The organism is Corynebacterium massiliense DSM 45435 (assembly GCF_028609805.1).
GTDB lineage: Bacteria > Actinomycetota > Actinomycetes > Mycobacteriales > Mycobacteriaceae > Corynebacterium > Corynebacterium massiliense.
In genome coordinates this window covers 1,327,045-1,350,836 of sequence record NZ_CP063189.1, presented here as the reverse complement: position 1 = coordinate 1,350,836, position 23,792 = coordinate 1,327,045, and the positions used below count along the sequence as shown (strand labels likewise).

Below are 23,792 nucleotides of genomic sequence, written 5' to 3'. Positions count from 1 at the left end.
CAATGGCTGCTGACGTATCCGATCCCGAGGAGCTAGCCCGAGACGTTGTCAGTGCGCTCCGGGAGCGCGGCGAGACCGTGGCGTTGTGCGAATCGCTAACCGCCGGCTTGGCCTCTGCCACTCTGGCCACCGTGCCGGGGGCGTCACAGGTACTGCGCGGCGGGCTTATCACCTACGCGACCGATCTGAAGCATTCTCTGGCCGGGGTGGATGAAAAGCAGTTGGAGAACGACGGTCCGGTGGCCGCGTCCACCGCGCGTGCCATGGCCACCGGTGCGCAGGACTCGTGCGGCGCGACGTGGGGCGTATCCCTGACCGGGGTTGCCGGGCCCGACTCGCAGGACGGGCACCCAGTCGGCGAGGTATTTATCGGGATCGCCGCACCGGACGGAGTCACGGCCCACCGCGCGGAGGCGAGCGGCAACTTGGGCAAATTCGCCCTGTCCGATGCGACCGCGACACCGGTTCGCGTCCTCGCCGGGGATCGTGCCACCATCCGCCGCGCCGCTGTGCGATGCGCATTCGAGGCTCTCCTCGCCGCAGTGGAGGGGGAGCCGGGACCTGCCGCGGTACGCTAGAAACCAGGCACACAGCCAGTCGCACCGTGCGAACCTCACACGCTGTGAGAACCACACTCTGGGAACAAATTCTGACAAGGATTCGTTACTAAAACTGATGAGCAATTCGACTGTAGTTCTAGATCGTCCAAGCATCGACCACGCGTCCGTTGCCGGCTCGCACGCGTCAGCTGACGCAGTTGCGGAGCCGTTGCTGCGCGAGGCGCTCGGGCTTACGCTGCGCGCCTTCCGCGCGGATCGGGGCGTCACGCTGCGCGAACTTGCAGGCGAAGCCAGCGTGTCCCCGGGTTATCTCTCTGAGTTGGAGCGCGGCCGCAAGGAGGTCTCTTCCGAGCTTCTCGCTGCAGTCTGCCACGGCCTGAACGTCGCGGTGTCCGACGTGCTCATTGAAGCTGCCGGCTACATGGCCCTTCCCTCCGTCGACGAGGAACTGGCGCACACCACCCCGGCCGCGGCGGAGTTTTAGTCTCCGTTCATTCGGCGGCACTTTGTTGCCCGCGTGCGGCACGCGGTGTAGTGCAGTCCGCTAGCATGAATATGCATTTTTAAACTTTCTGTTCAACTGACCTAGGAAGGCGCACCGACCACTATGGCTAACCCCTTTTCGAAACTGTGGAACTACCTCATGGCGGCCTTCGATAACAAGATCGAAGAAAACGCTGACCCGAAGGTACAGATTGAGCAGGCTATCGACGAGGCGCAGCGGCAGCACCAGGAGCTGTCCCAGCAGGCAGCGGCCGTCATCGGCAATCAGCGCCAGCTAGAGATGCAGCTCAACCGCCGCCTGGGCGAGGTGGAAAAGCTGCAGGGGAATACCCGGCAGGCGTTGCAGCTTGCGGACAAGGCACGCGCCGAGGGCGACGAGGCGAAGGCCACCGAATACGAAAACGCGGCGGAGGCATTCGCAGCACAGCTGGTCACCGCAGAGGAATCTGTGGAAGACACCAAGAAGATGCACGACCAGGCGCTGCAGCAGGCCGAGCAGGCCAAGCAGGCCGTGGAGCGCAACGCAGCGGCCCTGCGCGAGAAGGTCAACGAGCGCTCCAAGCTGCTCAGCCAGCTCGAGCAGGCAAAGATGCAGGAGAAGGTCTCTGACTCGCTGTCGAGCATGAACGAGCTGACCAACGGCTCGACGCCGTCGCTGGACAACGTGCGCGAGAAGATCGAGCGCCGCTACTCCCGCGCCCTGGGGCAGGCAGAGCTGGCAGAGGATTCCGTCGAGGGTCGCATGTACGAGGTCCAGCAGGCCGGCATCCAGATGGCCGGCCACTCCCGCCTGGAGCAGATCCGTGCGGAAATGAACCAGGGCAACAGCGCGTCCGCGCGTCAGGTCGGCGCCGGCCAGGCCGGCAACTCGAACAACGCTATCGAGGCTGGCCAGTCCGGTTCCGCGCACCAGGCTGCCCAGCCGGGTAACGCGGCCGCTAACGATGCGGTGCAGGCCCGCCTGCGGGAGCTGCGCGGCGAGTAACGCGCACAGTTAGTCGCCCACGCCGCGTGCCTGCAGGGCTTCCGCCATCGCCCGCGCGCGGCGAATAGAGCGCACGATAATCGGCGTGCCAAAAGCGCGCAGAGAAAAGCCCGCCCCGCGGGCTTTTCGTGCATCCAGGACCTCATTGACCGTGCCGAGCATGAGGGGAATGAGGCGGATGGTCATGGACATGGTCAAGCTGATCAGGTCGGTGCGCACCCCGATGCGGCTCAGGGGCGACAGCGCGCGCTCGAGTGCCTCCATCATTGCGGCGACCTGAGTGGTGAGCGTGACCAGGGTGGCGGCAATGAGCCCCGCGTAAATGGTCAGGAACATTACGAGGGCGCGCTCGCCGCTCAGCTGCCACCACTGGAACGCGGTGAGCGGGACGAGGAAGATGAGCGGCGGCCAGAGCTGTTGCCACGCGATGCGCCACGGAATACGCGCTATGAGATAGCCCAGGCACGGTGCAGCGAACGTGGTTACCGCCCATGGCACGGTGTGCACGGCAATGGTTGCACCGAGGACAAAGACGAAGAGGGCGAGCATTTTCATACCCGCCGGCGCCCGGTGAATGGGGGTGTCGTTGTCCACGTAGACGCCGAGCGGGACCGAGTGAACGCGCACGATCTTCTCCTTCCTACTGGGGTGGCTGTCCCTTCCGGGGCTAGTTCCCGCCCGTTCGCATGAGGTCGACGTAGAAATCGATGACGTCACTGGGCGTACCGTCGGCGGCGATCCGGTGATTGTCGATGCAGATGACGCGATCGAAATCGCGGAGGAATTCTAAGTCGTGGGTGACCACGATGAGCTGCTGGTCGAGGCGGGCAAACTCTTTGTGGATCCGGTCGCGGTTGCGCAGGTCAAGCAGCGTGGTGGGCTCGTCCGCAATGAGGATGTCCGGTTCCATCACTAAAACAGCGGCGAGAGCGAGGAGCTGCTTTTGCCCGCCGGACAAAGTGTGCGGAGATTGGGTGGCGTGGTCGGCTAAGCCGAAGCGCTCCAGGGCGGCATCGACACGCGCGGCGCGTTCCTGCTTGCTTAAGTCTTTTCGCTGCCGCAGCGAGAAGGCGACATCGTCACGCACGTTCGGCATGACAATCTGGTTTTCCGCATCCGAAAACACGAAGCCGACGCGCTGGCGGACCTTCTTGCCGTGGGTACTGACTTCGAGCCCGTCGACGGTAACCGATCCGGAGGTCGGCTCACCCAGGCCGTTGATGAGCCGGGTGAGGGTCGATTTTCCGCCGCCGTTCGCGCCGATGATGCCGATGCGGTGCTCGGAAAGGGTGAGGGTGATGTCGCGCAGAATCTCAGCGTCGTCGAAGTGGACATCGACGTGGGAAAACTTGATGGTCGGCACGGCTACTTCGTGACCCGGAGCGCCGCGTCTTTGTGCGCGCGTTGGTTGGGGCGCGGGCGCAGGTCGGGGAAAGCGGTGTGGACGGCAGCGGCGATCAAGGAGATGGCCACCATCTTTACGGAGTCGGGGATAAGGAACGGCACTTGCGCGGCCGCGGCTGCGCCCAAGGACAGATCCGAGCGAACCATCAACCCGGCGGCGCCCAGGACATACTGGATTGCCAGACCGGCGAAAGCGGCGAGCAATAAGACGGCCGTCATGCCGCCCTTGTTGCGGCGGGGTGCGCGGTACGCGATGAGGCCGGCGATGGCGGGGGAGACGATGTAGCCGACGAGGTAGCCGATGGTCGGCCCAGGCCACTTCGCCAACACGGAGCTTCCGCCGGCAAGAACGGGTAGGCCGATGAGACCGAGGGCGATAAAGAGAAGGCCGACGTACAGGCCACGCTTGCCGCCGAGTACCAGGCCGGCGAGGATGACGGCGGCATTCTGCAACACGATGGGCACGCCGGCAGAACCGACGGGAATGGTAAAGAACGCGAGGACAATGACAAGCGCGGTGAAGACGGCGACGTAGGCGATGTCTGCCGCGACGGAACGATTTCGCATGGTGGGAAACAGTAGCACAAAGTACAAGAAACCCCAGCTTCGACGTCATTTTGAACGTCGTTCAACGATGGGTCGATTGGACGGGCCTAGTAGGATGCGGGCCATGCGTTTAGCGGAGTATCGCCAGTTGGTTGCAGATGAATTCGGCGACCGTCAAGGGTCGTGGATCTCGCACTCGCACGTTCTGGCTGATCTGGGAGGAACCCCGGACGAACTGATCGAGCGGGGAGTGGACCCGCGCCAGATCTGGTGGGGTTTGTGCGAGGATTTCGACGTGCCGCCGGAGCGGCGCCTAGGGGTCGACTACCCGGGAAAATAGGCGTGCGGCGGGTGTCGCACGGTTATCGAACAGGTGTACGTGTATAGTTGTCGCGGTGATGTCCGACGGTGGCTTTATGGTTCTCGGTGGAACCAAGCGCCGGGCTCGGGAGTCTAAGTAGGCAACGGGTTTATTCACCGGCAGAACCTGCACAATTAACGGGAGAATGTATGGCAACGAAGAAAAAGTCGCAGTCCAAGAACGCGGGCGACGATAAGAAGAAGGCGCTCGATGCCGCGATGGCCATGATCGAAAAGGATTATGGCAAAGGCGCGGTCATGCGCTTAGGCGATGACAACCGCCCGCCGATTAAGGCTATTTCCTCCGGTAATACCGCCATCGACGTCGCGCTGGGCATCGGCGGTTTTCCGCGCGGACGCGTGGTGGAGATTTACGGACCGGAGTCGTCCGGTAAGACCACCGTGGCCCTGCACGCCATCGCGGAGGCCCAGAAGGAGGGTGGCATCGCCGCGTTTGTCGATGCCGAGCACGCCCTCGATCCCGAGTATGCCCGGCTGCTGGGCGTGGACACCGACAACCTCCTGGTGTCCCAGCCGGACACTGGTGAGCAGGCGCTGGAAATCGCCGACATGCTCGTGCGCTCCGGCGCCATCGACATCATCGTTGTGGACTCGGTAGCGGCACTGACCCCGAAGGCGGAAATCGAAGGCGAGATGGGTGACAGCCACGTCGGCCTCCAGGCCCGCCTGATGTCGCAGGCCTTGCGCAAGATGACCGGTGCTCTGTACCAGGCCGGTACTACCGCGATCTTTATTAACCAGCTGCGCGAGAAGATCGGCGTCATGTTCGGCTCCCCGGAGACCACCACCGGCGGTAAGGCGCTGAAGTTCTACGCCTCCGTGCGGTGCGATATCCGTCGTATCCAGACCCTGAAGGACGGGCAGGATGCGATCGGTAACCGCACCAAGATGAAGATCGTGAAGAACAAGGTCTCCCCGCCGTTCAAGATCGCCGAGTTCGACATCATGTACGGCGAAGGTATCTCGCGCGAGTCGTCCATCATTGACTTGGGCGTGGAAAACGGGTTTGTGAAGAAGTCAGGCTCGTGGTTTACCTACGACGGTGATCAGCTCGGCCAGGGCAAGGAGAAGGCCCGTCAGTTCCTCAAGGACAACCCGGATGTGGCCAACGAGATCGAGCAGAAGATCTTCGAAAAGCTGGGCATCGGGGTGCAGAAGAACTCCGAAAGCGGCGACGGCAACGGTGCCGACGTGCCGGGCGTGTCCGATAAGGCCGGCAACGACGAGCTGTCCGACGAGTCCGTCGACCTGGTGCCCAACGTCGACTTCGACGACGAGGACTAACTCGACCTAGATGGCACAACCCGATCCGGAAAAGATTGAGCGCCTGCGTCAGGCGTTGGCGGATTATGCGGCCGGGGAGGCCGGTGAGCCGCTGGTGGACCGCGAGGAAGAGAAGGCGAAATCCAAGGTCCGCGAACGGGCCCTGCGCCTTCTCGACCAGCGGGATCGTTCCCGCCACGAGCTCCACCAACGTCTTGTGGATGCAGAGTTCCCCGAGGCGACCGTGGTCGCCGTCTTGGATGATCTGGTCAACGCGGGGCTTATCGATGACGCTCGTTTTGCCACCGAATGGGTCCGCCAACGCCACGCCCGGCGCGGCAAGTCTGCGAGAGTTTTGGATATGGAGCTGCAGCGCAAAGGCGTTGCCGACGTGGACCGCCAGGAGGCCCTAGAGCAGATCGATGAGTCCGACGAGGAAACCATTGCGCGCCAACTTGCCGCGAAAAAGGCTCGGAGCGTCAAGTCCGTGCCGGAGCGCGGCCCGGAGAGGGATAAGGCGCTTCGGCGCATCGTCGGGGTGCTCGCGCGCCGTGGGTTCCCAGAGGGGATGGCGCTGCGCATCGCGATCGATGCTCTGGATTCGCGCTGCGCAGAACTGGCCGGAGACGCAGCGGAATAGGGTGGGCGGGCCCGCCTGTTGCGTACCGGCCGAGTTTTAGGAGTTGGCGGGAGGCATCGTTAAAATGCACCCCGTGACAACTCAGACGACCCAGCCGCGCACCTACGAAGTTCGTACCTTCGGGTGCCAGATGAACGTGCACGATTCCGAGCGCATCTCGGGGCTTTTGGAAAGCGCCGGATATACCGCGGCCGGCGATCAAGAGCCCGACCTTATCGTCTTCAACACCTGCGCCGTGAGGGAAAACGCCGACAAGCGCCTGTATGGCACCCTCGGCCAGCTGAAGAAGACCAAGGCGCGCCACCCCGGCATGCAGATCGCCGTGGGCGGATGCCTCGCCCAGAAGGACAAAGACACGGTGCTCGACAATGCCCCGTGGGTCGACGCGGTCTTTGGCACCCACAACATGTCGGCGCTGCCGGTACTTTTGGAACGCGCCCGCCACAATGACGAGGCGCAAGTAGAGATCGTCGACGCGCTCGAGGATTTCCCTTCGGTGCTTCCCGCCAAGCGCGAGTCGGCGTACTCCGGTTGGGTGTCCATCTCGGTCGGCTGTAACAACACCTGCACGTTCTGCATCGTGCCGTCGCTGCGCGGCAAAGAGCAGGATCGGCGCCCCGGCGACATCCTCGCGGAGGTGCAGGCCTTGGTCGACCAGGGTGTTTCCGAAGTGACCTTGCTGGGGCAGAACGTGAACTCCTACGGCGTTCACTTCGCCGATCCGGAGCTTCCGCGCGACCGGTTCGCTTTCTCTAAACTCCTGCGCGCCTGCGGCAACATCGAGGGACTGGAGCGCCTGCGCTTCACCTCGCCGCACCCGGCGGAATTTACCTCCGACGTGATTGACGCGATGGCCGAGGTGCCCGCGGTGTGCCCGCAGCTGCACATGCCGTTGCAGTCGGGATCGGACAAGGTGCTCAAAGATATGCGGCGGTCCTACCGCACGAAGAAGTTCCTGCGCATCCTCGACGAGGTGCGGGAGAAGATCCCCAACGCGTCGATTACCACCGACATCATCGTTGGCTTCCCCGGCGAAACCGAGGAGGACTTCCAGGCCACCCTTGATGTGGTGGAAAAGGCCCGGTTTACCTCCGCGTTTACCTTCCAGTACTCACCGCGGCCCGGTACGCCGGCGGCGGCAATGGAAGGCCAGATTCCGAAAGACGTGGTCCAGGATCGCTTCGAGCGGCTCGTGGCACTCCAGGACCGCATCTCGGGCGAGCTCAATGCCGAGCTCATCGGTACCGACGTCGAGCTCATCGTCCAGGCGACCGGCGGCCGCAAGAATGACGAGACCAATCGTCGCAGCGGCCGGGCCCGCGACGGGCGTCTCGTCCACTTCGCTCCGGTCGACGGCTCCGGGCGCGACATCAGCGCCGAGCTGCGGCCGGGTGACGTCGTCCACACGAAGGTGACCGACGCGGGTTCCTTCTTTCTCATCGCGGACGGCGGGATCACCGAGCACCGCCGGACCAAGGCGGGAGACATGTCCGAGAGCGGACAGACGCCGACCACCGCGCCCATCGGCGTCGGGTTGGGCATGCCGTCTATTGGCGCGCCGGCGCAGGCGAGCGCGGAAACCGCAAATACCGGGTGCTGCAGCGCCGCCGGAGGGGAGTAGTCATGGTGGACTCAGCTGCACGCAGAGAGCGCGACGTTGCCCGCACGATGGAACTCGGCGGGCAAAAGGCCACCCTGTGGGTGTCCGTCGTCGCTTTCCTGGGGTTCCTCGTCTTCCCGTACGCGGGCGGGCAGCCCGGCTTCCAGGTCGTCTTCCACACCGGCGACATCGGGATCGAGCGCACCCCGTTCGACATGATCTTTTCCATCTTGCTCACCGTCGGTGTGGGCGTGCTGACCACACTTACCGTGCTCACCCGCCGCGCCACCCCGGGTCTTATCGCCTGGATGATGGTGACGGTTGCCGCCGCTAACTGCCTGTTCATTCTGTGGCTGCGCGGTTCGAGCGAGTTTAACGTCCAGATCGGGTTCGTGTGCGGCCTGGTCTCGGCGTTCCTGGCCACTTTCGCCTACAGCTTCGTTGCCTTGCGCCGCAGCCCCGCGCAGCGCGAGGCGGAGCAGCATGCGCGCGCTCAGGCCGGCCAGCTGGATGCCGTGGGCCAGCTGCAGAATTCGGCGAGTGCCGCCAAGCAGCAGGAAGATAACCCACTGCTCGTCGATGACCGGCGCGCCAAGGCCCGCGAGGCGGAGCGCCGCTCGACCGAGCGGTAGCGCAACGAAACCTAGCGGGCGCAGCCTAGCGGGGGAAGCCTAGCGGGAAAGCTGGGCGGCGCGACCGGAGACGTCTTTTTCCCACGTGCGCGCCATGCTTAAGTCCCGCGCGCCCAAGTGCCGGTCGAGGGCCCGCATCGCCGGGTCGCCGGCAGAGTGCGAGGCATACGTCCGCCGCACCCGCGGCCAATACTCTGCCATCCGCGCAAGTGCGGCAGTTTTAGCCGTGCGTGCCAGCCCTGCGTGACGATGCCCCCGTGCCGTCACCGTCAGCGTCCATTCCGCCACAGCCGGGTCTGCCGCCTCGTGGCGCGCCAACTCGGTCATGCTCACAATTTCTCCGTCGCGGATGAGGGCTGTCAGCAGGGTGTGGGCCCGCCGATCCTGTAACCGGGCGCGCGCCGCCGCGAGCCGCTCCCGCGTCCAGTTGATGGGTTCTACGGTCAAGCCGCCGAAGTCCGCATCGGTAGACACCACGGTGAGAAGCTCCAAGACTCCGGGGACGTACTCGTCTGGAATGGCGTAGTCCTGCCACGTCACACACTCCATGCCGCGGGGCAGAAGAGGTACCGGTGGGTTATCCGGCACGTTAATTTCCACCTGCACGTCGCTCAGCCGCGCCGTGTAGCCGCGCCGCTCGACGATCTGGCCCACCGGATCGGGACAGAACTCCGGGGAATCGCTGTTCGTTTCCTCCCCGGCGGCGCGCCGCTGCGTGCCGATGTGGAACAGGTGCCTACCACAGGCCAGTGCTAATTGCTCTGCGGTTATGAGGGCCGCCTCGGCGACATCTCGGCCGGCGGCATCGAAGTCTTCGCCTGGCACGGGGAGGTAACCGGCGTCGAAGACGAGGTCAATTTCGGCGGTGTCGCGTTCCTCTAAAAGCGGCAGCGCAAGGTGGATAAACGCCGCGTATTCGGGTTCAGCATAGGCCGAGCCTTCCGCGTTGTGTGGGGATCCTGCCGCAAGCTCCACCGACGGCAACAGCGGGGCACCGAATTCACCCACTTCGCCCACGGGGAGCGGGCCCGGGCAATCCGCGTCACGCACGAGCCCAAACAGCAAGACGCGCGACTCGTTTGAGCCTTTCAGCCGCGTGAGTACGCGCGACGCCGTCACGGAGGCGGCCTCATCCCCGGTCGCCTCCTGCGCCGCAAGGTTCGACATGAAAACGAACGTCCGGATGGCATCGCTTGGCTCACAGTCGGACGCGGCCCCACCCGCCCGCGCGGCCGGCGGGGACTGGGGTGGCGGGGCGAATTGCACCAAGCGGAACCCCGCAGGCGCGGGGGAGGGGCTACTGGTCATCAACTGCTGCGGCGGCGGTTTGTGCCCACTGCTCCCACTGGGCGGCCTGGTCGCGCAGTGCGGCCGCCTTCTTCTCGTTGCCCTTGGCAGCGGCCGCATCAGCTTGGGCCTGGAGGTCATTGACCTTATCGGCAAACTGCTGGACGCGGGCGTGCGCCTCCGGATCGGTGCGGCGCCACTCGGACTCTTCGGCGTTGGCGACCCGCTTTTCCACAGCGGCGATCTTTTCTTCGTATTCGCGGATCTGGCCGCGCGGGACGAAGCCGATGTCATCCCACTTTTCCTGCAGTTCGCGCAGCTTTTGCTTGGCGGTCGGCAGCGACTTCGCCGGGTCGATCTGCGAGTCGTATTCCGCAATGAGCGCGTCCTTGGCGCGCGCGTTGTTGGCGAATTCCTTATCGCGCTCGGCGTTTTCTGCGTCGCGGGCGGCGAAGAAGTGATCCTGGGCGGCGCGGAAACGCTCCCAGAGCTTCTGATCCACCTCGCGCGGGGCGCGGCCGGCCTTCTTCCACTCCTGCATCAAATCGCGGTAGGCGCGGGCGGTGGCACCCCAGTCGGTGCTGTCCTGGATCGCCTCGGCGCGCGTGATGAGCTCTTCCTTCTTCTCGCGCGCTGCCGCGCGGTTGCGGTCAAGCTCCGCGAAGTGCGCGCCGCGCCGGCGCTTGAACGAATCCCGGGCGCGGGAGTAGCGCTTCCACAAGGCGTTGTCGGTGGTGCGGTCGATGCCCTTGATCTGCTTCCATTCGTCCAGGATGGCGCGGATCCGGTCGCCGGCCGCCTTCCACTCGGTGGAGTTTTCCGCGATGTCCTCGGCCTCAGCAGCGAGCTTTTCCTTCTGGGCGATAGCCTGCTCGCGGCGCTCCGCGCGGTCGGCCTGGACCTGTTCGCGGGTTTCTTCCGAATGGTCGATGATGGTCTGCAGGCGGCGGTCCAAGGCTGCGATGTCACCGATGACCGCGGCGGTGGGAAGTTCGTCGCGCAGCTGCGCGGCCGCGGACTTGATCCGCTCCGAGTCCTGGGGGTTGGCGCGCAGGCGCGCTTCCAGCAGCTCGATTTCCGTCGAGAGGTTGTCGTACTTCGCACCGAAGTGGCGCAGGCCCTCCTCCGGGGTACCCGCCTGCCAGTTGCCGATGGAACGCTCGCCCTCCGCGGTCTTGACGTAGACAGTGCCATCGTCTGCGATTCGGCCCCACTTGCCCGGGTCGTTAGCGGGGATGTCGCCCACCGTCACCGGTGTACGCGCCGGCGCGGCTTTGGGAGCCACTGCGCTGGGTTTAGGCACTCCTGGCTTAGGAACCCCTGGCTTAGGACCCCCGGGCTTGGGAGCCCCAGGCTTCGGCGCCTTGTGGGCCTGGTCGTTGGAGTTGGGAGACGAGGTCATGGCGAAAACCACCCTTCCACGTTGTGCCGCGCGACACGGCTGCCGAGAACGCAGTGCTCCTGCGCTTTTTGTCTGCCCACATACTGTACCGCGCACCGCCCGCTACCGTGCGCGAAACCGTGGCGATGAGCTGCGTGCCTAGGGGAGCGTATGTCGGCACCGCCTGGGCGGCGGTTACGATAAGTCGCAGTGAGTACGCAGATAGTTATCGTCCCGGCGAGCCCGGCCTTGGTCCGTGAGCTCGCACCCGCGCATGCACCGTCGCACGAGCTAGCCGCTGCCGCGGTGGGGGAAGTGCGGCGGGCGTGCGCTCATGCGTCGGGTATCTACCTCGTCGGTTCCCGCGTCGCCCGCTGGCGTACCGCGCACACAGGGTCTTTTCGGGCGTGGGGAGCGCCAGACGTGACGGTCGGTAGCGGCAACTTTCTGCCCGAGCTCGTCCAGCGCTATCTGCTGCAGCGCGCGGGCGTGACCTGCCCGGTGCGGGAAACCTGCGCCACCCTGAGCGAGGTGTGCGGGGATGGTCAGCTACCCAAGGATGCCGTCGTGGTGGTGGCGGCCGACGGAAGCGCGGGCATCGGCAAGAAAGCCCCTCTCGCCGCGGTCCCCGGGGCCGAGGAGGCCGACAAGTGGTGCCAGGCGCTTCTGGCAGGTGCCTCGTCCCTCCCGCCCAGCGACGGGGCAGGCCCCGGCGGGGATGCGTGCCCCACCGGGGAAGGGTGTCCCGGCGAGGCGTCCCAGACCGCGGACTGGCTCCGCGCCCGCGGCGTGGACGAGGCCGGTGTGTGGGAAGAGCTGCGCCAGGTGATGGCAGATACCTCGCCACGCGCGGAGCTGGTGCGGGCGGATAGCTCTCTCGGCGTGGCGCGCTACGTGGCGCGCTGGGAAATTCTCGGTTTGGAGGTGAATTAATGCACGAGGCACCTACCCCGATTGCGGTGGTCGGGCCCACTGCGTCCGGCAAGTCCGCGCTCGGCTTGGAGCTGGCGCACCGTTTCGACGGAGAAGTGGTCAACGTCGATTCCATGCAGCTCTACCGCGGTATGGACATCGGCACGGCCAAACTCACCCCCGACGAGAGGGAGGGGATCCCGCACCACCAGCTCGACGTGTGGGACGTGACCGACACCGCCTCGGTCGCGCGTTACCAGCGCGATGCGGTCGCCGACGTGGACGACATCCGCCGCCGCGGCAAGACCCCGATCCTGGTCGGCGGGTCCATGATGTACGTGCAGGCGCTTGTCGATGACTGGCAGTTCCCACCCACCGACCCCGCGGTGCGCGCCAAGTACGCGCGCCTGCAAGACGAGATAGGCCCGCAGGCCCTGCACGCGCAGCTCGCCGAGGTGGACCCGCGGGCCGCGGCGGTTATCGAGGACAACGACCCGCGCCGGACCGTGCGCGCCCTCGAGGTCATCGAGCTCACCGGGAAGCCGTTTCAGGCCAGTCAACCGCCCAAAAATGCCGCCCCGCGGTGGGGGACTGTGCTCCTCGGCCTCCAGACGGAGCCGGGCTGGATCCACCCGCGCATCGAGAAGCGCACGCACTTGATGTTCAACGCCGGACTGGTGGAGGAGACCGCGCGCCTTCAGCGTGCGGGCCTGCGCGCAGATTCCACGGCCGGACGTGCCATCGGCTACGCCCAAACGCTGCAGCTTCTGGCGGGTGAGCTCAGCGAGGCCGAGGCTGTGGAACAGACCATCATCGGCACTCGGCGCTACGTGCGCCGCCAGCGTTCCTGGTTCCGCAGGGACAAGCGCATCCACTGGCTGGACGCGGCGAGCGAGCACGGGCCGCTGCCGGAGGCGCTCGAGGTGCTCCGGCGTGTCGGGTGGAACACCTAAGATAGCGACCATGGATTTTGCGAAAGGGCACGGAACCCACAACGACTTCGTCATCATCCCCGATGAGAACGCGCAGCTGGATCTGACCGCCGAGGTCGTCTCCACTCTGTGCGACCGGCGCGGCGGCATCGGCGGCGACGGTGTGCTGCGCGTTGCGCGCACCGGCGCGCTGGTTGATGCCGGTGAGTTAGACGCCGCTGGCCTCGGCGCGGGCATCGAGCGCGACACGTGGTTTATGGATTACCGCAACGCGGACGGTTCGCTTGCGGAGATGTGCGGCAATGGCGCGCGCGTCTTCGCCCACTGGGTGCGCTCCCGCGGGCTGGAAGAAGCCGACACGTTCGTCATCGGCACGCGCGCCGGTGCCCGTAAGGTCACTGTTAGCGAGTTCGACGACGCCCGCGCACAGGTCACCGTGGAAATGGGGGAGCCAAAAATGCTCGGCATCTCCCAGGCACGTATGGCCGGCCGGGCATTCGCGGGTCTCGGCGTGGACGTGGGAAACCCGCACCTCGCGGCGGTCATCCCGGGCCTTACGCCGGATGAGCTCGACAGCTGGGAGTTGGTCCAGCCCGAATTCGACGCGGACTTTTTCCCCACCGGCGTGAACGTGGAGATTGTCACCCCGCTGCGCGACGGCGCGGTGTCGATGCGCGTGTACGAGCGCGGGTCGGGCGAGACCATGTCGTGCGGCACCGGGACCATCGCGGCGGCCGCGGCCGCGCTTGCCGATGCAGAACAGGGCACCGGTGAAGTCCGCGTCACCGTCCCCGGCGGCGAGGTTGCCGTGGAGATTCTCGAGGACGGCTCGCGGTTGACGGGACCTTCCGCAATCGTGGCGACTGGGAAGACGCTAGGAGTAGTCGCTTCCTAGCTGGTAGGCCGCGCGGCGCGCCAGGATCCACGCGTCCGTTAGCTTGCTGGCGCGCTGGTCGGTCACCGCCAGCAGATTTTCCAGCTCCGCGGTCTCAAGATCTTTGGCCAGGCGCGCGTCGAGCCGGTTCAAAAAGCGCTGCGCGGCCGAACACTGGTAGAAAAACCCGCTGATGTCGGGGTGGGTGCAATCCTTGTCCGCAAGAGCCGGGCGGTTCAGGGTGCGATCCGCCAGCGCCTCGGCATCGGACGAGGTGAGGAAGTGCTTGTACTCGTTGAGCACGTCCGAAATGTCTTCGGCCGACAGTTGGATCGAGGAGCGCAGCGCGGTGTGCTCGGAGGCGTTCGGGCGGGAGCGGACCATCGACAAGATGGCGACGGTCAGCGCGGTGGCGAGCAGGAAGCCGGGCAGCTTGAGCAGCCAGATCAATACGACGGCAGCCACGCACACGAAAGCGATGCCGAGCGTGAGACGGCCGCGGGCCGAATCGGGCCATGGGCGGGGCATTGCTAACCTCCTCGTGCGCCGGTCTGATGGTCTGTGTGGTGTGGGTGTGGGGCCGTGTCAGGATTCGAGCGGTGGGATAGCTAGTGCCCGCCGCAGCCACAGCTTCCGCAGCCGCAACCACCGCCGCCGCTTCCGCAACCGCCGCCAGGGGCGACGATGGAGGCGGTCAGCAGGGCGCGCCCAGTCAATACGGTGCCCTGTGCCGGCAGGGCACCGAAAGACTCCGGCAGGCACAGGTCGAAAGGAACCTTGCCGTCCACCATAACGTGCATGAAACGCTGGCCAGTCAGGGCATTGTCCTGCCACTCGGCCTCCATGACGCGGCCGGAAAATTCCACGGCCGGCGTTGGCGTCTGCGCGCCGGATCCTGCCGCGACGATCTCCGCGCCGGCGGAACGGAAGAGGTCAGGCTCGCTCTCTGCGGTGTTGGGGTCGGCCTCCGCAACCTCGAGTCCAAGCGCGGTAAGCCCCACCTGCTGCCACTGCTGCGTGTCTTCATCGACAAGGAGCGGGCCCTGCGCCAGGTTGGCGGTGGCGGAGGTGACCGTCTCGCCGTAGGGGTCGACGATGTCGATGAGCGCGAGGACATCGTTGAGCATCGTGACGTGGCCGAAGGCGGATGTTTGGGCGGCAAAGCCGACAAACGTCGCGTAGGGCTCGACGGCCAGGATGTTCAGCTGCGCGCCGGACGGGTCGCTGTACTGAATCAGTTGGCCGCCGCGTACCTCGCCGGTGACTGCCAAGCGTTGCGTGCCGATGGCGGCTTCCACCGCGTCTTGCCAGCGTGGGAAGGCCATACCCAGGGCGGCAAGTTCCTGATTTTCGCGAACGTTGGATTCGCTGCCCGTCGAAGAGGTGGTCATGGCCCACAATCCTATAACCTGCTGCCGGGTGTGCCGAATTGTTACCAAAGGCCATACCTGAAAAACAATTGGGATCCGCCGTGGCGGCGTGGAAGAATAAGGCGCAATATGGCCAAAGATTTTGATACCGACGCCGCAGCGCGCGACAAGCTTTTGGCGGAGGCGTTTCGCCACAACGAACCGCAGCCGGAACCGACTGACGCGGATCTGACGTCCGCGCCCACGCGCGGTGAGCTCGACCTGGAAGAGCGCGACTCCTTCCGGCGCGTCAACACCACGATGCGCGCCCAAGACACCACGGACGTGTACGAGGTGGAGTACCGCAAGCTGCGCCTCGAGCAGATCGTCTTGGTCGGCGTGTGGACCGAAGGCACCGCCGCGGAAATCGAAGCGGCGATGGCGGAGCTCGCCGCGCTGGCGGAGACCGCTGGTGCCGATGTGGTGGAGATGATTTACCAAAAGCGCGATCGGCCAGACCCAGGCACGTACATCGGCTCCGGCAAGGTCGACGAGCTGCGCACGATCGTCGCCGCCACCGGTGCGGATACGGTCGTCTGCGACGGCGAGCTCAACCCCGGCCAGCTCACCGCGCTGGAGCGGGCGCTGAACATCAAGGTCATCGACCGCACAATGCTCATTTTGGATATCTTCGCCCAGCACGCGAAGTCCAAGGAGGGCAAGGCGCAGGTGAGCCTCGCGCAGCTGGAATACCTCTATACCCACACGCGCGGTTGGGGTGACACGCTGTCGCGTCAGGCCGGCGGCCGTGCCGGCTCGAACGGCGGCGTGGGCCTGCGTGGCCCGGGTGAGACGAAGATCGAGTCCGACCGCCGCCACATCCGCTCCGAAATGGCACGCCTGCGCGCGCAGCTGCGCGGGATGAAAACGGCCCGTGAGGTCAAGCGTTCCCGCCGCCAGAACTCTGTCACGCCCCAGATCGCTATCGCGGGCTACACGAATGCGGGCAAATCCTCGCTGCTCAACGCGATCACTGACGCCGGCGTGCTCGTTGAGGACGCGCTGTTTGCCACCCTGGACCCGACGACGCGACGCGCGGCGTTGTCCGACGGCCGCGAGGTCGTCTTCACGGACACGGTCGGGTTCGTACGACATCTTCCCACCCAGCTGGTCGAGGCTTTTAAGTCGACGCTCGAAGAGGTCCTCGGCGCCGATCTCGTCCTGCATGTGGTGGATGGCTCCGACCCGTTCCCGCTCAAGCAGATCAAGGCGGTAAACAAGGTCATCTCGGACATCGCTGAAGAAAACGGCGCAAACGTCCCGCCGGAGATTTTGGTGATCAATAAGCTCGACCAGGCGGACGATCTCGTCATCGCCGAACTGCGCCATGCTTTGGGCAGCGACAACGCGGTGTTCGTCTCGGCGAAAACGGGGGAGGCCATTGATGAGCTGTCGAGCCGGATCGAGTACTTCCTCAATTCCTTAGACGAGCACGTTCACCTCCTCATCCCATACACCCGGGGTGACGCGGTCTCCCGCGTCCATACTCACGGGACGGTGCTGGCGGAGGAGTACCGCACCGACGGCACGTACCTAGATGCCCGGGTGCCGTCGCTGGTAGCGCGCGAATTGGCGGAATTTTCCGTCGCCGACTAAAAGCCGCTCCCTAAGGCGCTCTGCCAGCGTGACGGCCGCTTACTGCCCGCCCGTCCCGTCACGATCGAATCGGGAGTCCGGGGCCGTGGGCGTTATAGTAAAGGTTCGTGAGTAACACGAAATCGCGAACTCTTGGTTGGTCCCTCCACGGCAACGGACGAGATATTTCCCCGGGCGCGGTCGTTGCGCCGGAGGAGCGTTTGTCGTGGCCACGCACAATCGGTATCGGCATGCAGCACGTGGTCGCCATGTTCGGCGCGACGCTGCTCGTCCCCACGCTGACCGGTTTTCCCGTCAACACCACGCTGTTGTTTTCCGGCGTGGGCACGATGCTCTTCCTGCTCATTACGCGCAACAAGCTGCCGTCTTACCTGGGGTCTTCCTTCGCGTTCATCGCGCCGTTGACCGCCAGCCAGCAGTACGGCATCGGCGCCCAGGCGGGATCCGTGCTGGTGACCGGCGTGGCGCTCGCGCTGTTGGGCTTGGTGGTAAAGGCCGCGGGCCGGCGCGTTATCGACGCCGTGATGCCGCCGGCGGTGACCGGCGCAATCGTCGCCCTCATCGGGCTGAACCTAGCGCCCAGCGCCACTGAGAACTTCAAGTCGCAGCCACTTGTCGCGACCGTCACCTTGGCCGGGATTTTGCTGGCTACCATCGGCGGGCGCGGGATGGTCTCCCGATTGGGCATCCTCATCGGGGTGGTGATCGGCTGGATTTTCGCCGCGCTGACCGGGAACCTCGCGCCGGACGCGGGGGAGACCATCCGGGAGGCGGCGTGGATCGGCCTTCCGCAGTTCCATGCGCCGGAGTTCCACGCCTCCGCTATCGCCGTGGCCCTGCCGGTCCTCGTCGTCCTCGTGGCCGAAAATATCGGGCACGTCAAGGCTGTCTCCGAGATGACCGGCCGCAACCTCGACGATGAGGCGGGCAACGCCCTGCTTGCCGATGGCCTGTCTACCACCCTTGCCGGCGGCTTCGGTGGCTCCGCGACGACCACCTATGCCGAAAACATCGGCGTGATGGCGGCGACCCGCGTGTACTCGACCGCGGCGTATTGGGTGGCTGCGCTGACCGCTATTGTGCTCGCCTTCATTCCGAAGTTTGGCGCGCTTATCTTCACCATTCCCACCGGCGTGCTGGGTGGTGCGACCATCGTGCTCTACGGCCTTATCGGCATGCTCGGCGTGCGCATCTGGATGGACGGGAAGGTCAACTTCAACCACCCGGTCAATCTGACGTGCGCCGCGGTCGCGCTCATCGCGGGCATCGGCAACCTCACCCTCACCGTCTTCGGCATTGAGCTCGAAGGAATTGCGTGGGGTTCGGTCGGCATCATTGTGCTCTACCCGCTGATGACGTGGCTCTACAACACAATGGGAGAGGGCCAAGCAGCAAAGTAGATCGCTGCCCGGCCCTTCGTACAGGACAACCGCCCCGCGCAGGCAAACCTCGCGGGGCGGTTGGCGGATTTTACGCGTCGAGATCCTGCTCGATAAGCCCGGCGATCTTCTCCACGGCCTCGGCGTTGTCGGAGGTGACGGTCACCTCGTCGCCCTGCTCGGCGCCCAGAGCCATGATCATCAGCGAGGAGGCCGCATCGGTTTCGTCGTCGTCTTCTTCGCCGACCAGGTTAAGGAAAATGTCATCATCGTACTCGGCGGCGGCGTCGGCGATGATGGAAGCCGGGCGAGCGTGCAGGCCCACAGAGGAACCAACCTTGACGGTCTTCGAAGCCATAACCACATTCCTTTCGTACAAAGGGTCTGTTCGGATTTAACTGCCTCCCTAGTGTACGGCCTTCTGTTTCCCAGCTGTGCCCGGGAGAGGCAGGCGTGGTTTTACAGCTCGCGCACCTGCGTGCCGGCGATATCGACATCGCCGGGCGCGGGGAGCTCCGAACCGGGGAGAGTGACCGCAGCGCTTCCGTATGCAACGGCCTGACGGAGCGCCTCGGCGGGCGAAGCCCCGGCGCTTTCGGCCAGGATGAACCCGGCCAGCGTGACATCGCCAGCCCCCACGGTGGAGGCCACCTTATCGATGGGCGGCGGGGTAGCGGACCACGCGGCATCGTCAGTCACCAGTACCGCGCCGGCACTGCCCAAGGTGACCAGGAGGCGACCGACCCCACGGGCGGTCAGGACGCGGGCTGCGCTGATAATTCCGGAGCAATCGCCCTGCGCGGCCTGAGCCTCGAGCTCGTCGCCCGTGGCATTCGCGGAGCTACCGGTGCGGAATTCGGACGGAATCTGCGCGAGTTCGTGCGCGTTCGGCTTCACCAAATCGGGAGCACTCGCCGGCAGATCGCGCACGATTTCACACAGCGGATCTTCCGAGGTGTCCACCGCGATCTGGGCGGTGGGATTGGCGGCGCGTGCGACCTGCACCAGACGGCAATACCAGTCGACCGGCACGCCGCCGGGCAGGGAGCCGCCGAGCACGATCCAGTCGGCCGCGGGGGCACGCTGTGCAAGTTCGTCTTCGATAGCCTGCTTTTCTTCCGCGCTCAACGCGGGCCCGGGGCCGTTGAGCTTCGTCGTCTTCCCACCTGGTTCGTTGACGGTGGTGTTCACGCGGCACAGCGGGGTGATGGGGACCCGGTGGCAGGCGATGCCGGTGCGGGAGGCGAGGCGGATAAACGGGTCATCGTCACGCGCGGGCACGATGGCCGCCGTCGGATGCTCCGCGAGCTGCGCTGCGAGGCTCACGTTCAATCCCTTGCCACCGGCCACCTGCGTCACGTGCGCGGCGCGATTGACGGCACCGTGAAGTAGGCGCTCGTTGAGCGCGATGGTCGCGTCGATACTGGGATTCGGCGTGAGGGTAAGAATTAAACCAGGCATTTGCCCCGATTGTTTCCCGGTTGTGCCTAATTGTCAAAGGCCTTTAATCTAGATGCATTCTTTGTGGTTATCCATGCGCTCAACAACCTACTTTTCGCGCCGTTCCTAGGCACAGGAAGGCGGCTAGAGGTGGCGATTGAGCGCCCAGCGAAGGGATAGTGCTGAGTATGAGCGAAGAAAAGGACGCGGCAGAACTAATCAAAGGAACGGGCGTTGTCGCCGGTGTTGCGTACGCCGACGCGGTGTGGGTGCGCCCCCGGCCCGAGCTGCCGCAGGCGGGCGAGACGATTGCCGATGATGCAAAAGACGTAGAATTCGAACGCTTCGTTGCCGCCGCCGAAGTGGTGGCTCAGCGCTTAAGCGAGCGCGCGGATTCCGTTGACGGAAACACCGCGGAAGTGCTGACTGCCACGGCGAAGATGGTCAAAGATCGCGGCTGGCACAAGGCAGTGCGCCGCAACATTAAATCCGGCCACCCAGCCGAATACGCCGTTGTGGCCGCCACGGAGAAGTTCGTAACCATGTTTAACGCCGCGGGCGGGGTCATGGCCGAGCGCACCACGGACTTAAAAGACGTGCGCGATAGAACCATCGCGGAGTTGCGTGGGGAGGAAGAACCCGGCCTTCCGTACGTCGCCGGTGAAGCGGTTTTGTGCGCCGACGATCTCGCGCCGGCGGATACCGCAACGCTCGATACCGCGCACATCAAGGCTTTGGTCACCGAGCTGGGTGGCCCGACAAGCCACACGGCCATCATCGCCCGCCAGCTGGGTATCCCGTGCGTGGTAGCCACCGGCGCGGTGCTGCGCGAGATCCCGACCGGCGAGCGCCTCTTCGTTGACGGCTCTACCGGGGCGGTCGACCGTGCAGCGGAGCCGGACCAGGCCGCGGCCGCCGTTGCGGAGTACCAGGAACGCGCCGAGCGTATCGCGCGATGGGAAGGCCCTGCACACACCGCGGACGGGCACCGCGTGCAGCTCCTGGCGAATGTTGCGGACGGCAACGCCGCCCGGATTGCTGCGCAGTCCCAGGCGGAAGGCATCGGTCTGTACCGCACCGAGCTGTCGTTCCTGTCTGCGAGCGAAGAACCGTCCGTCGAGGAACAGGCGGCGGTCTACGCCAAGGTCTTCGAGGCGCTCGGCGATCAGAAGGTAGTCGTGCGCACCTTGGACGCGGGCTCGGACAAGCCGATCAGCTACGCCACCCTCGACGCGGAGGAAAACCCTGCCCTTGGCGTGCGCGGCCTGCGCGTGGCCCGCAATAATGAGTCGCTGCTCACCCGTCAGCTGGATGCCATTGCGGTGGCCGCGGCGGAGCGTGGGGAAGACGCGCCCACCTGGGTCATGGCGCCGATGGTCGCAACGGCGGGCGAGGCGAAGTGGTTCGCGGGCCTGTGCCGCGAGCGGGGGCTCATCCCGGGCGCGATGATCGAGGTCCCCGCCGCCGCGCTCATGGCGGATACCATCATGCCGCACTTGGACTTCGTCTCCATCGGCACGAACGATCTCACGCAGTACACGATGGCCGCGGATCGCCTGTCGCCGCAGCTGGCGTATCTCACTGATCCGTGGCAGCCGGCCGTTCTTCGCCTCATTGAGCACACCTGCACGATGGGGCAGAAAAACTCCATCGCGGTGGGCGTGTGCGGTGAGGCGGCAGCCGATCCGCTGCTTGCCTGCGTTCTGACGGGGCTTGGCGTGAACTCGCTGTCCGCGGCATCGTCGGCGGTGGCCAGCGTCGGAGCCCAGCTTGCCGATGTCACCCTGGAGCAATGCCGCGACATGGCCGCCGCGGCCATTCACGCCGATGATCCGCAGGCAGCCCGCGCGGCTGTGCGGACGATCCTCGGCGAAGCCTAAGCTCCCGACGTCTCAGCTCCCGGTGCCTCGCCGTCCGGTTGCGCGACAACGACGGTGACGTCCCGCTCGCGCAATTGGTTGAGGTAGTGGGCGGGAGCGTCTGCATCGGTGACGACGACGTCGATGTCCGAGATGGAGCCGAAACTAACCAGATAGTCGTTGCCCAGCTTCGACGAGTCGCACAAGACGACGACCTTGTTCGAGTTGGTGATAAACGTCGACTTGATAGCGGCCTCTTTGGCGTCCGCCGTCGATAGGCCGTGATCGATGGTCAGGGCATTAGTACCGACGAAGGCGACATCGGCTCGCATCAGGGCGAGGGTGCGCAGGGCTGTGCTTCCCACAACGGCTTGGGTGATAGCACGCACCCGGCCGCCCAGCAGCTGCACGTTTTTTACGTCGTGCCGCGCGAGCGCCAGACAGATGGGCAAGCTGTTGGAGACGATGGATAGATCGTCGGGCTCCCGCCGCTGGGCGATGAGGTCGGCGAGCGCGTTGGTGGTCGTACCCGCGTCAAGAAAGACGCTGCCGCCGCGACTGGGGAGAAAATCCGCGGCGGCACGCGCGATGGCGGACTTAGCTCCCGGCGCCGAGCGCAAACGCGCGTCGAGGGAAAGCTCCGTGGTCTGAAATGTTTGAGCCGCCACGGCGCCGCCGTGAACGCGGTTGACCAAGCCCTCGCGGTCCAATACCGCCAGGTCTCGCCGGATCGTCTCCGCGGTGACCGCGAAGTGGTAGGCGAGCTCGGTGACGTTGACGCGCTCTTCGACGGCGGTCATCGAGGCAATCTGTCTGCGTCGCTCTTCGGCGTACATGCGCTACAGCTTGCGGAAGACAGAGACGACCTTGCCCATAATCTGGGCATCGTCGCCCTGAATGGGCGCGTACGCGTCGTTGTGGGGGAGCAACCACACCCCGCTGGAATCCCGGTGGAATTCCTTGACCGTAGCCTCGTCGTCCAACAGCGCGGCGACGAATTCGCCCTCTTCGGCCACCGACTGCGAGCGGACGATGACCCAGTCGCCGTTAAGAATGCCGGCGTCCCGCATGGAGTCGCCGACGACCTGGAGCATGTATAGATCGCCGTTGCCCACCAACTCGTCCGGCATCGGGTAGTAGGAATCGATATTTTCTTCCGCCGTAATCGGTGTGCCGGCCGCAATGCGCCCGACGACGGGGATGTAGTTGACCTTGCCGGCGTCTTCAGGGATTACCGACTCCGCGGCGTCGGTGGTGGAGGCATCCTTCGCCTTGGACTTCTTCCCGCCACCCCGCGTTGAGGATTCAGATTCGAAGTGACGCACATCGACCGCGCGTGGCTTGTTCGGGTCGCGGCGCAAAAAGCCTTTCTCCTGCAGCTGGTTGAGCTGGTAGGCGACGGAAGAAGTGGACTGCAGTCCCGCAGCATCACCGATCTCGCGAATGCTTGGCGGGTAACCGCGCAGCAACACGGCGTCATTGATGACTTCCAAAATCCGTCGCTGGCGGGCGGACAGAGAAGAGATATCGGGTTTGCCCCCGGCTGGTTTACGGCCCATGAGTCGTGAGTCCTTTGCTGTCGGTGCGTTCTGTGCTTCTAGTTGTAGCACGGACTAGACACATGTTCGACAAATGTGGGCGTGTTTCTAGACAGTGTGTGACCGGCGTGCTATAAATCGAACACGTCAGCTAAATCGAACACTTCATCGACGCTCCCGGTGCTGTGTCCACTGCGCTTTCTACGGTGAGGCTGTCGAACGAAAGGAATGAACATGGTCTTCGCAGTAAAAAATCCCGCTACCTCTCGCTACTCCTCGTCCTTCCAGGCCACTACAGTGCCTGCGGCCGCGGTGTGGGATCCCGGGGCCGAAGTAGGAAGGCGCAACGGGCACCCCGAAAACTTTTACGCGGGGCATAACATGCGCACTTTAGGCCCTTCTCGCTTAGGCACCGAAGCGCGCCCCGCGGTGTCCCAATCGAACGCATCGCCGGAAAATGCTGCCCGGGAAGAGGGCGGGCGCGGCCGCAACGTAGCGCTCGGTGCTGTGTTCGGTACCGCAGTGTTTATCGGCACTCTTATCGCCGGCTTTACCGGCACTGACACGGTCTCGGATGCCGCGGTCGGTGGGTCTTACGGGGCTGCGGCTAGTGCTACCACCGCGTCCGTTCAGCCGGCGTCGGTGCAGGTCGCTAGGTAGTAGACCGCAG

26 protein-coding genes are annotated in these 23,792 nt (G+C 65.1%); 15 read left to right on the top strand and 11 right to left on the bottom strand.

Translation table 11 applies throughout. From position 1 onward, the window contains the following. The first annotated feature begins 2 nt into the window (after positions 1-2). The 3 genes from CMASS_RS06380 to CMASS_RS06370 all read left to right on the top strand — a co-directional run bounded on the left by CMASS_RS06380 (position 3) and on the right by CMASS_RS06370 (position 2,049). On the top strand, positions 3-578 hold the full coding sequence (locus CMASS_RS06380) for a CinA family protein (protein WP_022862180.1): 576 nt from the start codon (positions 3-5) through the stop codon (positions 576-578). Between the two features lie 97 nt (positions 579-675). Next, positions 676-1,044 carry a helix-turn-helix domain-containing protein gene (locus tag CMASS_RS06375; RefSeq protein WP_022862179.1) on the top strand — a complete coding sequence of 123 codons (369 nt, stop codon included), beginning with the start codon at positions 676-678 and terminating at the stop codon, positions 1,042-1,044. A gap of 123 nt (positions 1,045-1,167) precedes the next feature. After that, positions 1,168-2,049: a PspA/IM30 family protein gene (locus tag CMASS_RS06370; RefSeq protein WP_022862178.1), complete on the top strand. Its 882-nt coding sequence runs from the start codon at positions 1,168-1,170 to the stop codon at positions 2,047-2,049. Positions 2,050-2,058: 9 nt separating this feature from the next. Here CMASS_RS06370 and CMASS_RS06365 read toward each other — a convergent pair whose 3' ends face one another. Genes CMASS_RS06365 through CMASS_RS06355 form a run of 3 tightly spaced genes read right to left on the bottom strand, consistent with a single transcriptional unit; the run spans position 2,059 to position 4,020 of the window. Next, complete coding sequence (locus CMASS_RS06365; RefSeq protein ID WP_027018480.1) at positions 2,059-2,679, bottom strand: energy-coupling factor transporter transmembrane component T family protein; 621 nt, start codon at positions 2,677-2,679, stop codon at positions 2,059-2,061. A gap of 37 nt (positions 2,680-2,716) precedes the next feature. After that, positions 2,717-3,412 (bottom strand): energy-coupling factor ABC transporter ATP-binding protein, encoded by a 696-nt coding sequence (locus CMASS_RS06360; protein ID WP_022862176.1) that lies wholly within the window; start codon positions 3,410-3,412, stop codon positions 2,717-2,719. Between the two features lie 2 nt (positions 3,413-3,414). Beyond that, positions 3,415-4,020 carry a biotin transporter BioY gene (locus tag CMASS_RS06355; RefSeq protein ID WP_027018479.1) on the bottom strand — a complete coding sequence of 202 codons (606 nt, stop codon included), beginning with the start codon at positions 4,018-4,020 and terminating at the stop codon, positions 3,415-3,417. A gap of 103 nt (positions 4,021-4,123) precedes the next feature. On the opposite strand from CMASS_RS06355, the gene CMASS_RS06350 reads away from it, so the two are divergent. The 5 genes from CMASS_RS06350 to CMASS_RS06330 all read left to right on the top strand — a co-directional run bounded on the left by CMASS_RS06350 (position 4,124) and on the right by CMASS_RS06330 (position 8,515). Beyond that, the gene (locus CMASS_RS06350) at positions 4,124-4,339 is read left to right on the top strand and encodes a DUF3046 domain-containing protein (RefSeq protein ID WP_022862174.1); all 216 of its coding nucleotides are present in this window, start codon (positions 4,124-4,126) and stop codon (positions 4,337-4,339) included. Between the two features lie 170 nt (positions 4,340-4,509). Beyond that, positions 4,510-5,664 (top strand): recombinase RecA, encoded by a 1,155-nt coding sequence (gene recA / locus CMASS_RS06345; protein ID WP_022862173.1) that lies wholly within the window; start codon positions 4,510-4,512, stop codon positions 5,662-5,664. 10 nt (positions 5,665-5,674) lie between these two features. Next, on the top strand, positions 5,675-6,283 hold the full coding sequence (gene recX / locus CMASS_RS06340; protein WP_022862172.1) for a recombination regulator RecX: 609 nt from the start codon (positions 5,675-5,677) through the stop codon (positions 6,281-6,283). A 64-nt stretch (positions 6,284-6,347) separates the two neighbouring features. Next, positions 6,348-7,904: a tRNA (N6-isopentenyl adenosine(37)-C2)-methylthiotransferase MiaB gene (miaB, locus tag CMASS_RS06335; RefSeq protein WP_084684307.1), complete on the top strand. Its 1,557-nt coding sequence runs from the start codon at positions 6,348-6,350 to the stop codon at positions 7,902-7,904. A gap of 2 nt (positions 7,905-7,906) precedes the next feature. After that, a complete protein-coding gene (locus CMASS_RS06330; protein ID WP_033399377.1) occupies positions 7,907-8,515 on the top strand; it encodes an Rv2732c family membrane protein in 609 nt (202 codons plus the stop codon). Between the two features lie 39 nt (positions 8,516-8,554). Here CMASS_RS06330 and CMASS_RS06325 read toward each other — a convergent pair whose 3' ends face one another. Then, positions 8,555-9,682, bottom strand: coding sequence for a GNAT family acetyltransferase (locus CMASS_RS06325; protein WP_156831746.1), 1,128 nt, complete (start codon positions 9,680-9,682; stop codon positions 8,555-8,557). Positions 9,683-9,812: 130 nt separating this feature from the next. After that, positions 9,813-11,204, bottom strand: coding sequence for a DUF349 domain-containing protein (locus tag CMASS_RS06320; protein ID WP_084684305.1), 1,392 nt, complete (start codon positions 11,202-11,204; stop codon positions 9,813-9,815). Between the two features lie 189 nt (positions 11,205-11,393). Here CMASS_RS06320 and CMASS_RS06315 point away from each other — a divergent pair, with 189 nt between their 5' ends. The 3 genes from CMASS_RS06315 to dapF are packed head-to-tail and all read left to right on the top strand — an operon-like array spanning position 11,394 to position 13,922. Then, positions 11,394-12,116, top strand: coding sequence for a hypothetical protein (locus tag CMASS_RS06315; protein WP_022862167.1), 723 nt, complete (start codon positions 11,394-11,396; stop codon positions 12,114-12,116). Next, the gene (gene miaA / locus CMASS_RS06310) at positions 12,116-13,048 is read left to right on the top strand and encodes a tRNA (adenosine(37)-N6)-dimethylallyltransferase MiaA (protein ID WP_022862166.1); all 933 of its coding nucleotides are present in this window, start codon (positions 12,116-12,118) and stop codon (positions 13,046-13,048) included. The genes CMASS_RS06315 and miaA overlap by 1 nt, the downstream gene beginning before the upstream one ends. Before the next feature lie 10 nt (positions 13,049-13,058). Continuing rightward, complete coding sequence (dapF, locus tag CMASS_RS06305; protein WP_022862165.1) at positions 13,059-13,922, top strand: diaminopimelate epimerase; 864 nt, start codon at positions 13,059-13,061, stop codon at positions 13,920-13,922. Here dapF and CMASS_RS06300 read toward each other — a convergent pair. Both CMASS_RS06300 and CMASS_RS06295 read right to left on the bottom strand, forming a co-directional pair. Then, on the bottom strand, positions 13,902-14,429 hold the full coding sequence (locus CMASS_RS06300) for a hypothetical protein (protein ID WP_022862164.1): 528 nt from the start codon (positions 14,427-14,429) through the stop codon (positions 13,902-13,904). The genes dapF and CMASS_RS06300 overlap by 21 nt on opposite strands. Positions 14,430-14,509: 80 nt before the next feature. Continuing rightward, positions 14,510-15,292: a hypothetical protein gene (locus tag CMASS_RS06295; RefSeq protein ID WP_022862163.1), complete on the bottom strand. Its 783-nt coding sequence runs from the start codon at positions 15,290-15,292 to the stop codon at positions 14,510-14,512. Between the two features lie 108 nt (positions 15,293-15,400). On the opposite strand from CMASS_RS06295, the gene hflX reads away from it, so the two are divergent. Together hflX and CMASS_RS06285 are read left to right on the top strand one after the other, a co-directional pair. Continuing rightward, the gene (gene hflX, locus CMASS_RS06290; RefSeq protein ID WP_022862162.1) at positions 15,401-16,906 is read left to right on the top strand and encodes a GTPase HflX; all 1,506 of its coding nucleotides are present in this window, start codon (positions 15,401-15,403) and stop codon (positions 16,904-16,906) included. Between the two features lie 107 nt (positions 16,907-17,013). Next, positions 17,014-18,306, top strand: a complete 1,293-nt coding sequence (locus CMASS_RS06285) for a uracil-xanthine permease family protein (protein WP_027018477.1) — start codon at positions 17,014-17,016, stop codon at positions 18,304-18,306. 70 nt (positions 18,307-18,376) lie between these two features. Here CMASS_RS06285 and CMASS_RS06280 read toward each other — a convergent pair whose 3' ends face one another. Together CMASS_RS06280 and CMASS_RS06275 are read right to left on the bottom strand one after the other, a co-directional pair. Further along, the gene (locus CMASS_RS06280; protein WP_022862160.1) at positions 18,377-18,643 is read right to left on the bottom strand and encodes an HPr family phosphocarrier protein; all 267 of its coding nucleotides are present in this window, start codon (positions 18,641-18,643) and stop codon (positions 18,377-18,379) included. A gap of 101 nt (positions 18,644-18,744) precedes the next feature. Next, positions 18,745-19,746 carry a 1-phosphofructokinase family hexose kinase gene (locus CMASS_RS06275; RefSeq protein WP_022862159.1) on the bottom strand — a complete coding sequence of 334 codons (1,002 nt, stop codon included), beginning with the start codon at positions 19,744-19,746 and terminating at the stop codon, positions 18,745-18,747. A gap of 167 nt (positions 19,747-19,913) precedes the next feature. Between CMASS_RS06275 and ptsP the strand changes: the two genes are divergently transcribed. Beyond that, entirely contained in the window at positions 19,914-21,605 is a 1,692-nt protein-coding gene (ptsP, locus tag CMASS_RS06270) for a phosphoenolpyruvate--protein phosphotransferase (RefSeq protein ID WP_022862158.1), read from the top strand. Here the strand turns inward: ptsP and CMASS_RS06265 are convergent. Together CMASS_RS06265 and lexA are read right to left on the bottom strand one after the other, a co-directional pair. After that, complete coding sequence (locus CMASS_RS06265) at positions 21,602-22,420, bottom strand: DeoR/GlpR family DNA-binding transcription regulator (RefSeq protein WP_022862157.1); 819 nt, start codon at positions 22,418-22,420, stop codon at positions 21,602-21,604. The two genes, ptsP and CMASS_RS06265, sit on opposite strands and share 4 nt — an antisense overlap. A 3-nt stretch (positions 22,421-22,423) precedes the next feature. After that, entirely contained in the window at positions 22,424-23,143 is a 720-nt protein-coding gene (lexA, locus tag CMASS_RS06260; protein ID WP_027018476.1) for a transcriptional repressor LexA, read from the bottom strand. A 408-nt stretch (positions 23,144-23,551) separates the two neighbouring features. Here lexA and CMASS_RS06255 point away from each other — a divergent pair, with 408 nt between their 5' ends. After that, positions 23,552-23,782 carry a hypothetical protein gene (locus CMASS_RS06255; protein WP_022862155.1) on the top strand — a complete coding sequence of 77 codons (231 nt, stop codon included), beginning with the start codon at positions 23,552-23,554 and terminating at the stop codon, positions 23,780-23,782. Positions 23,783-23,792: the final 10 nt, after the last annotated feature.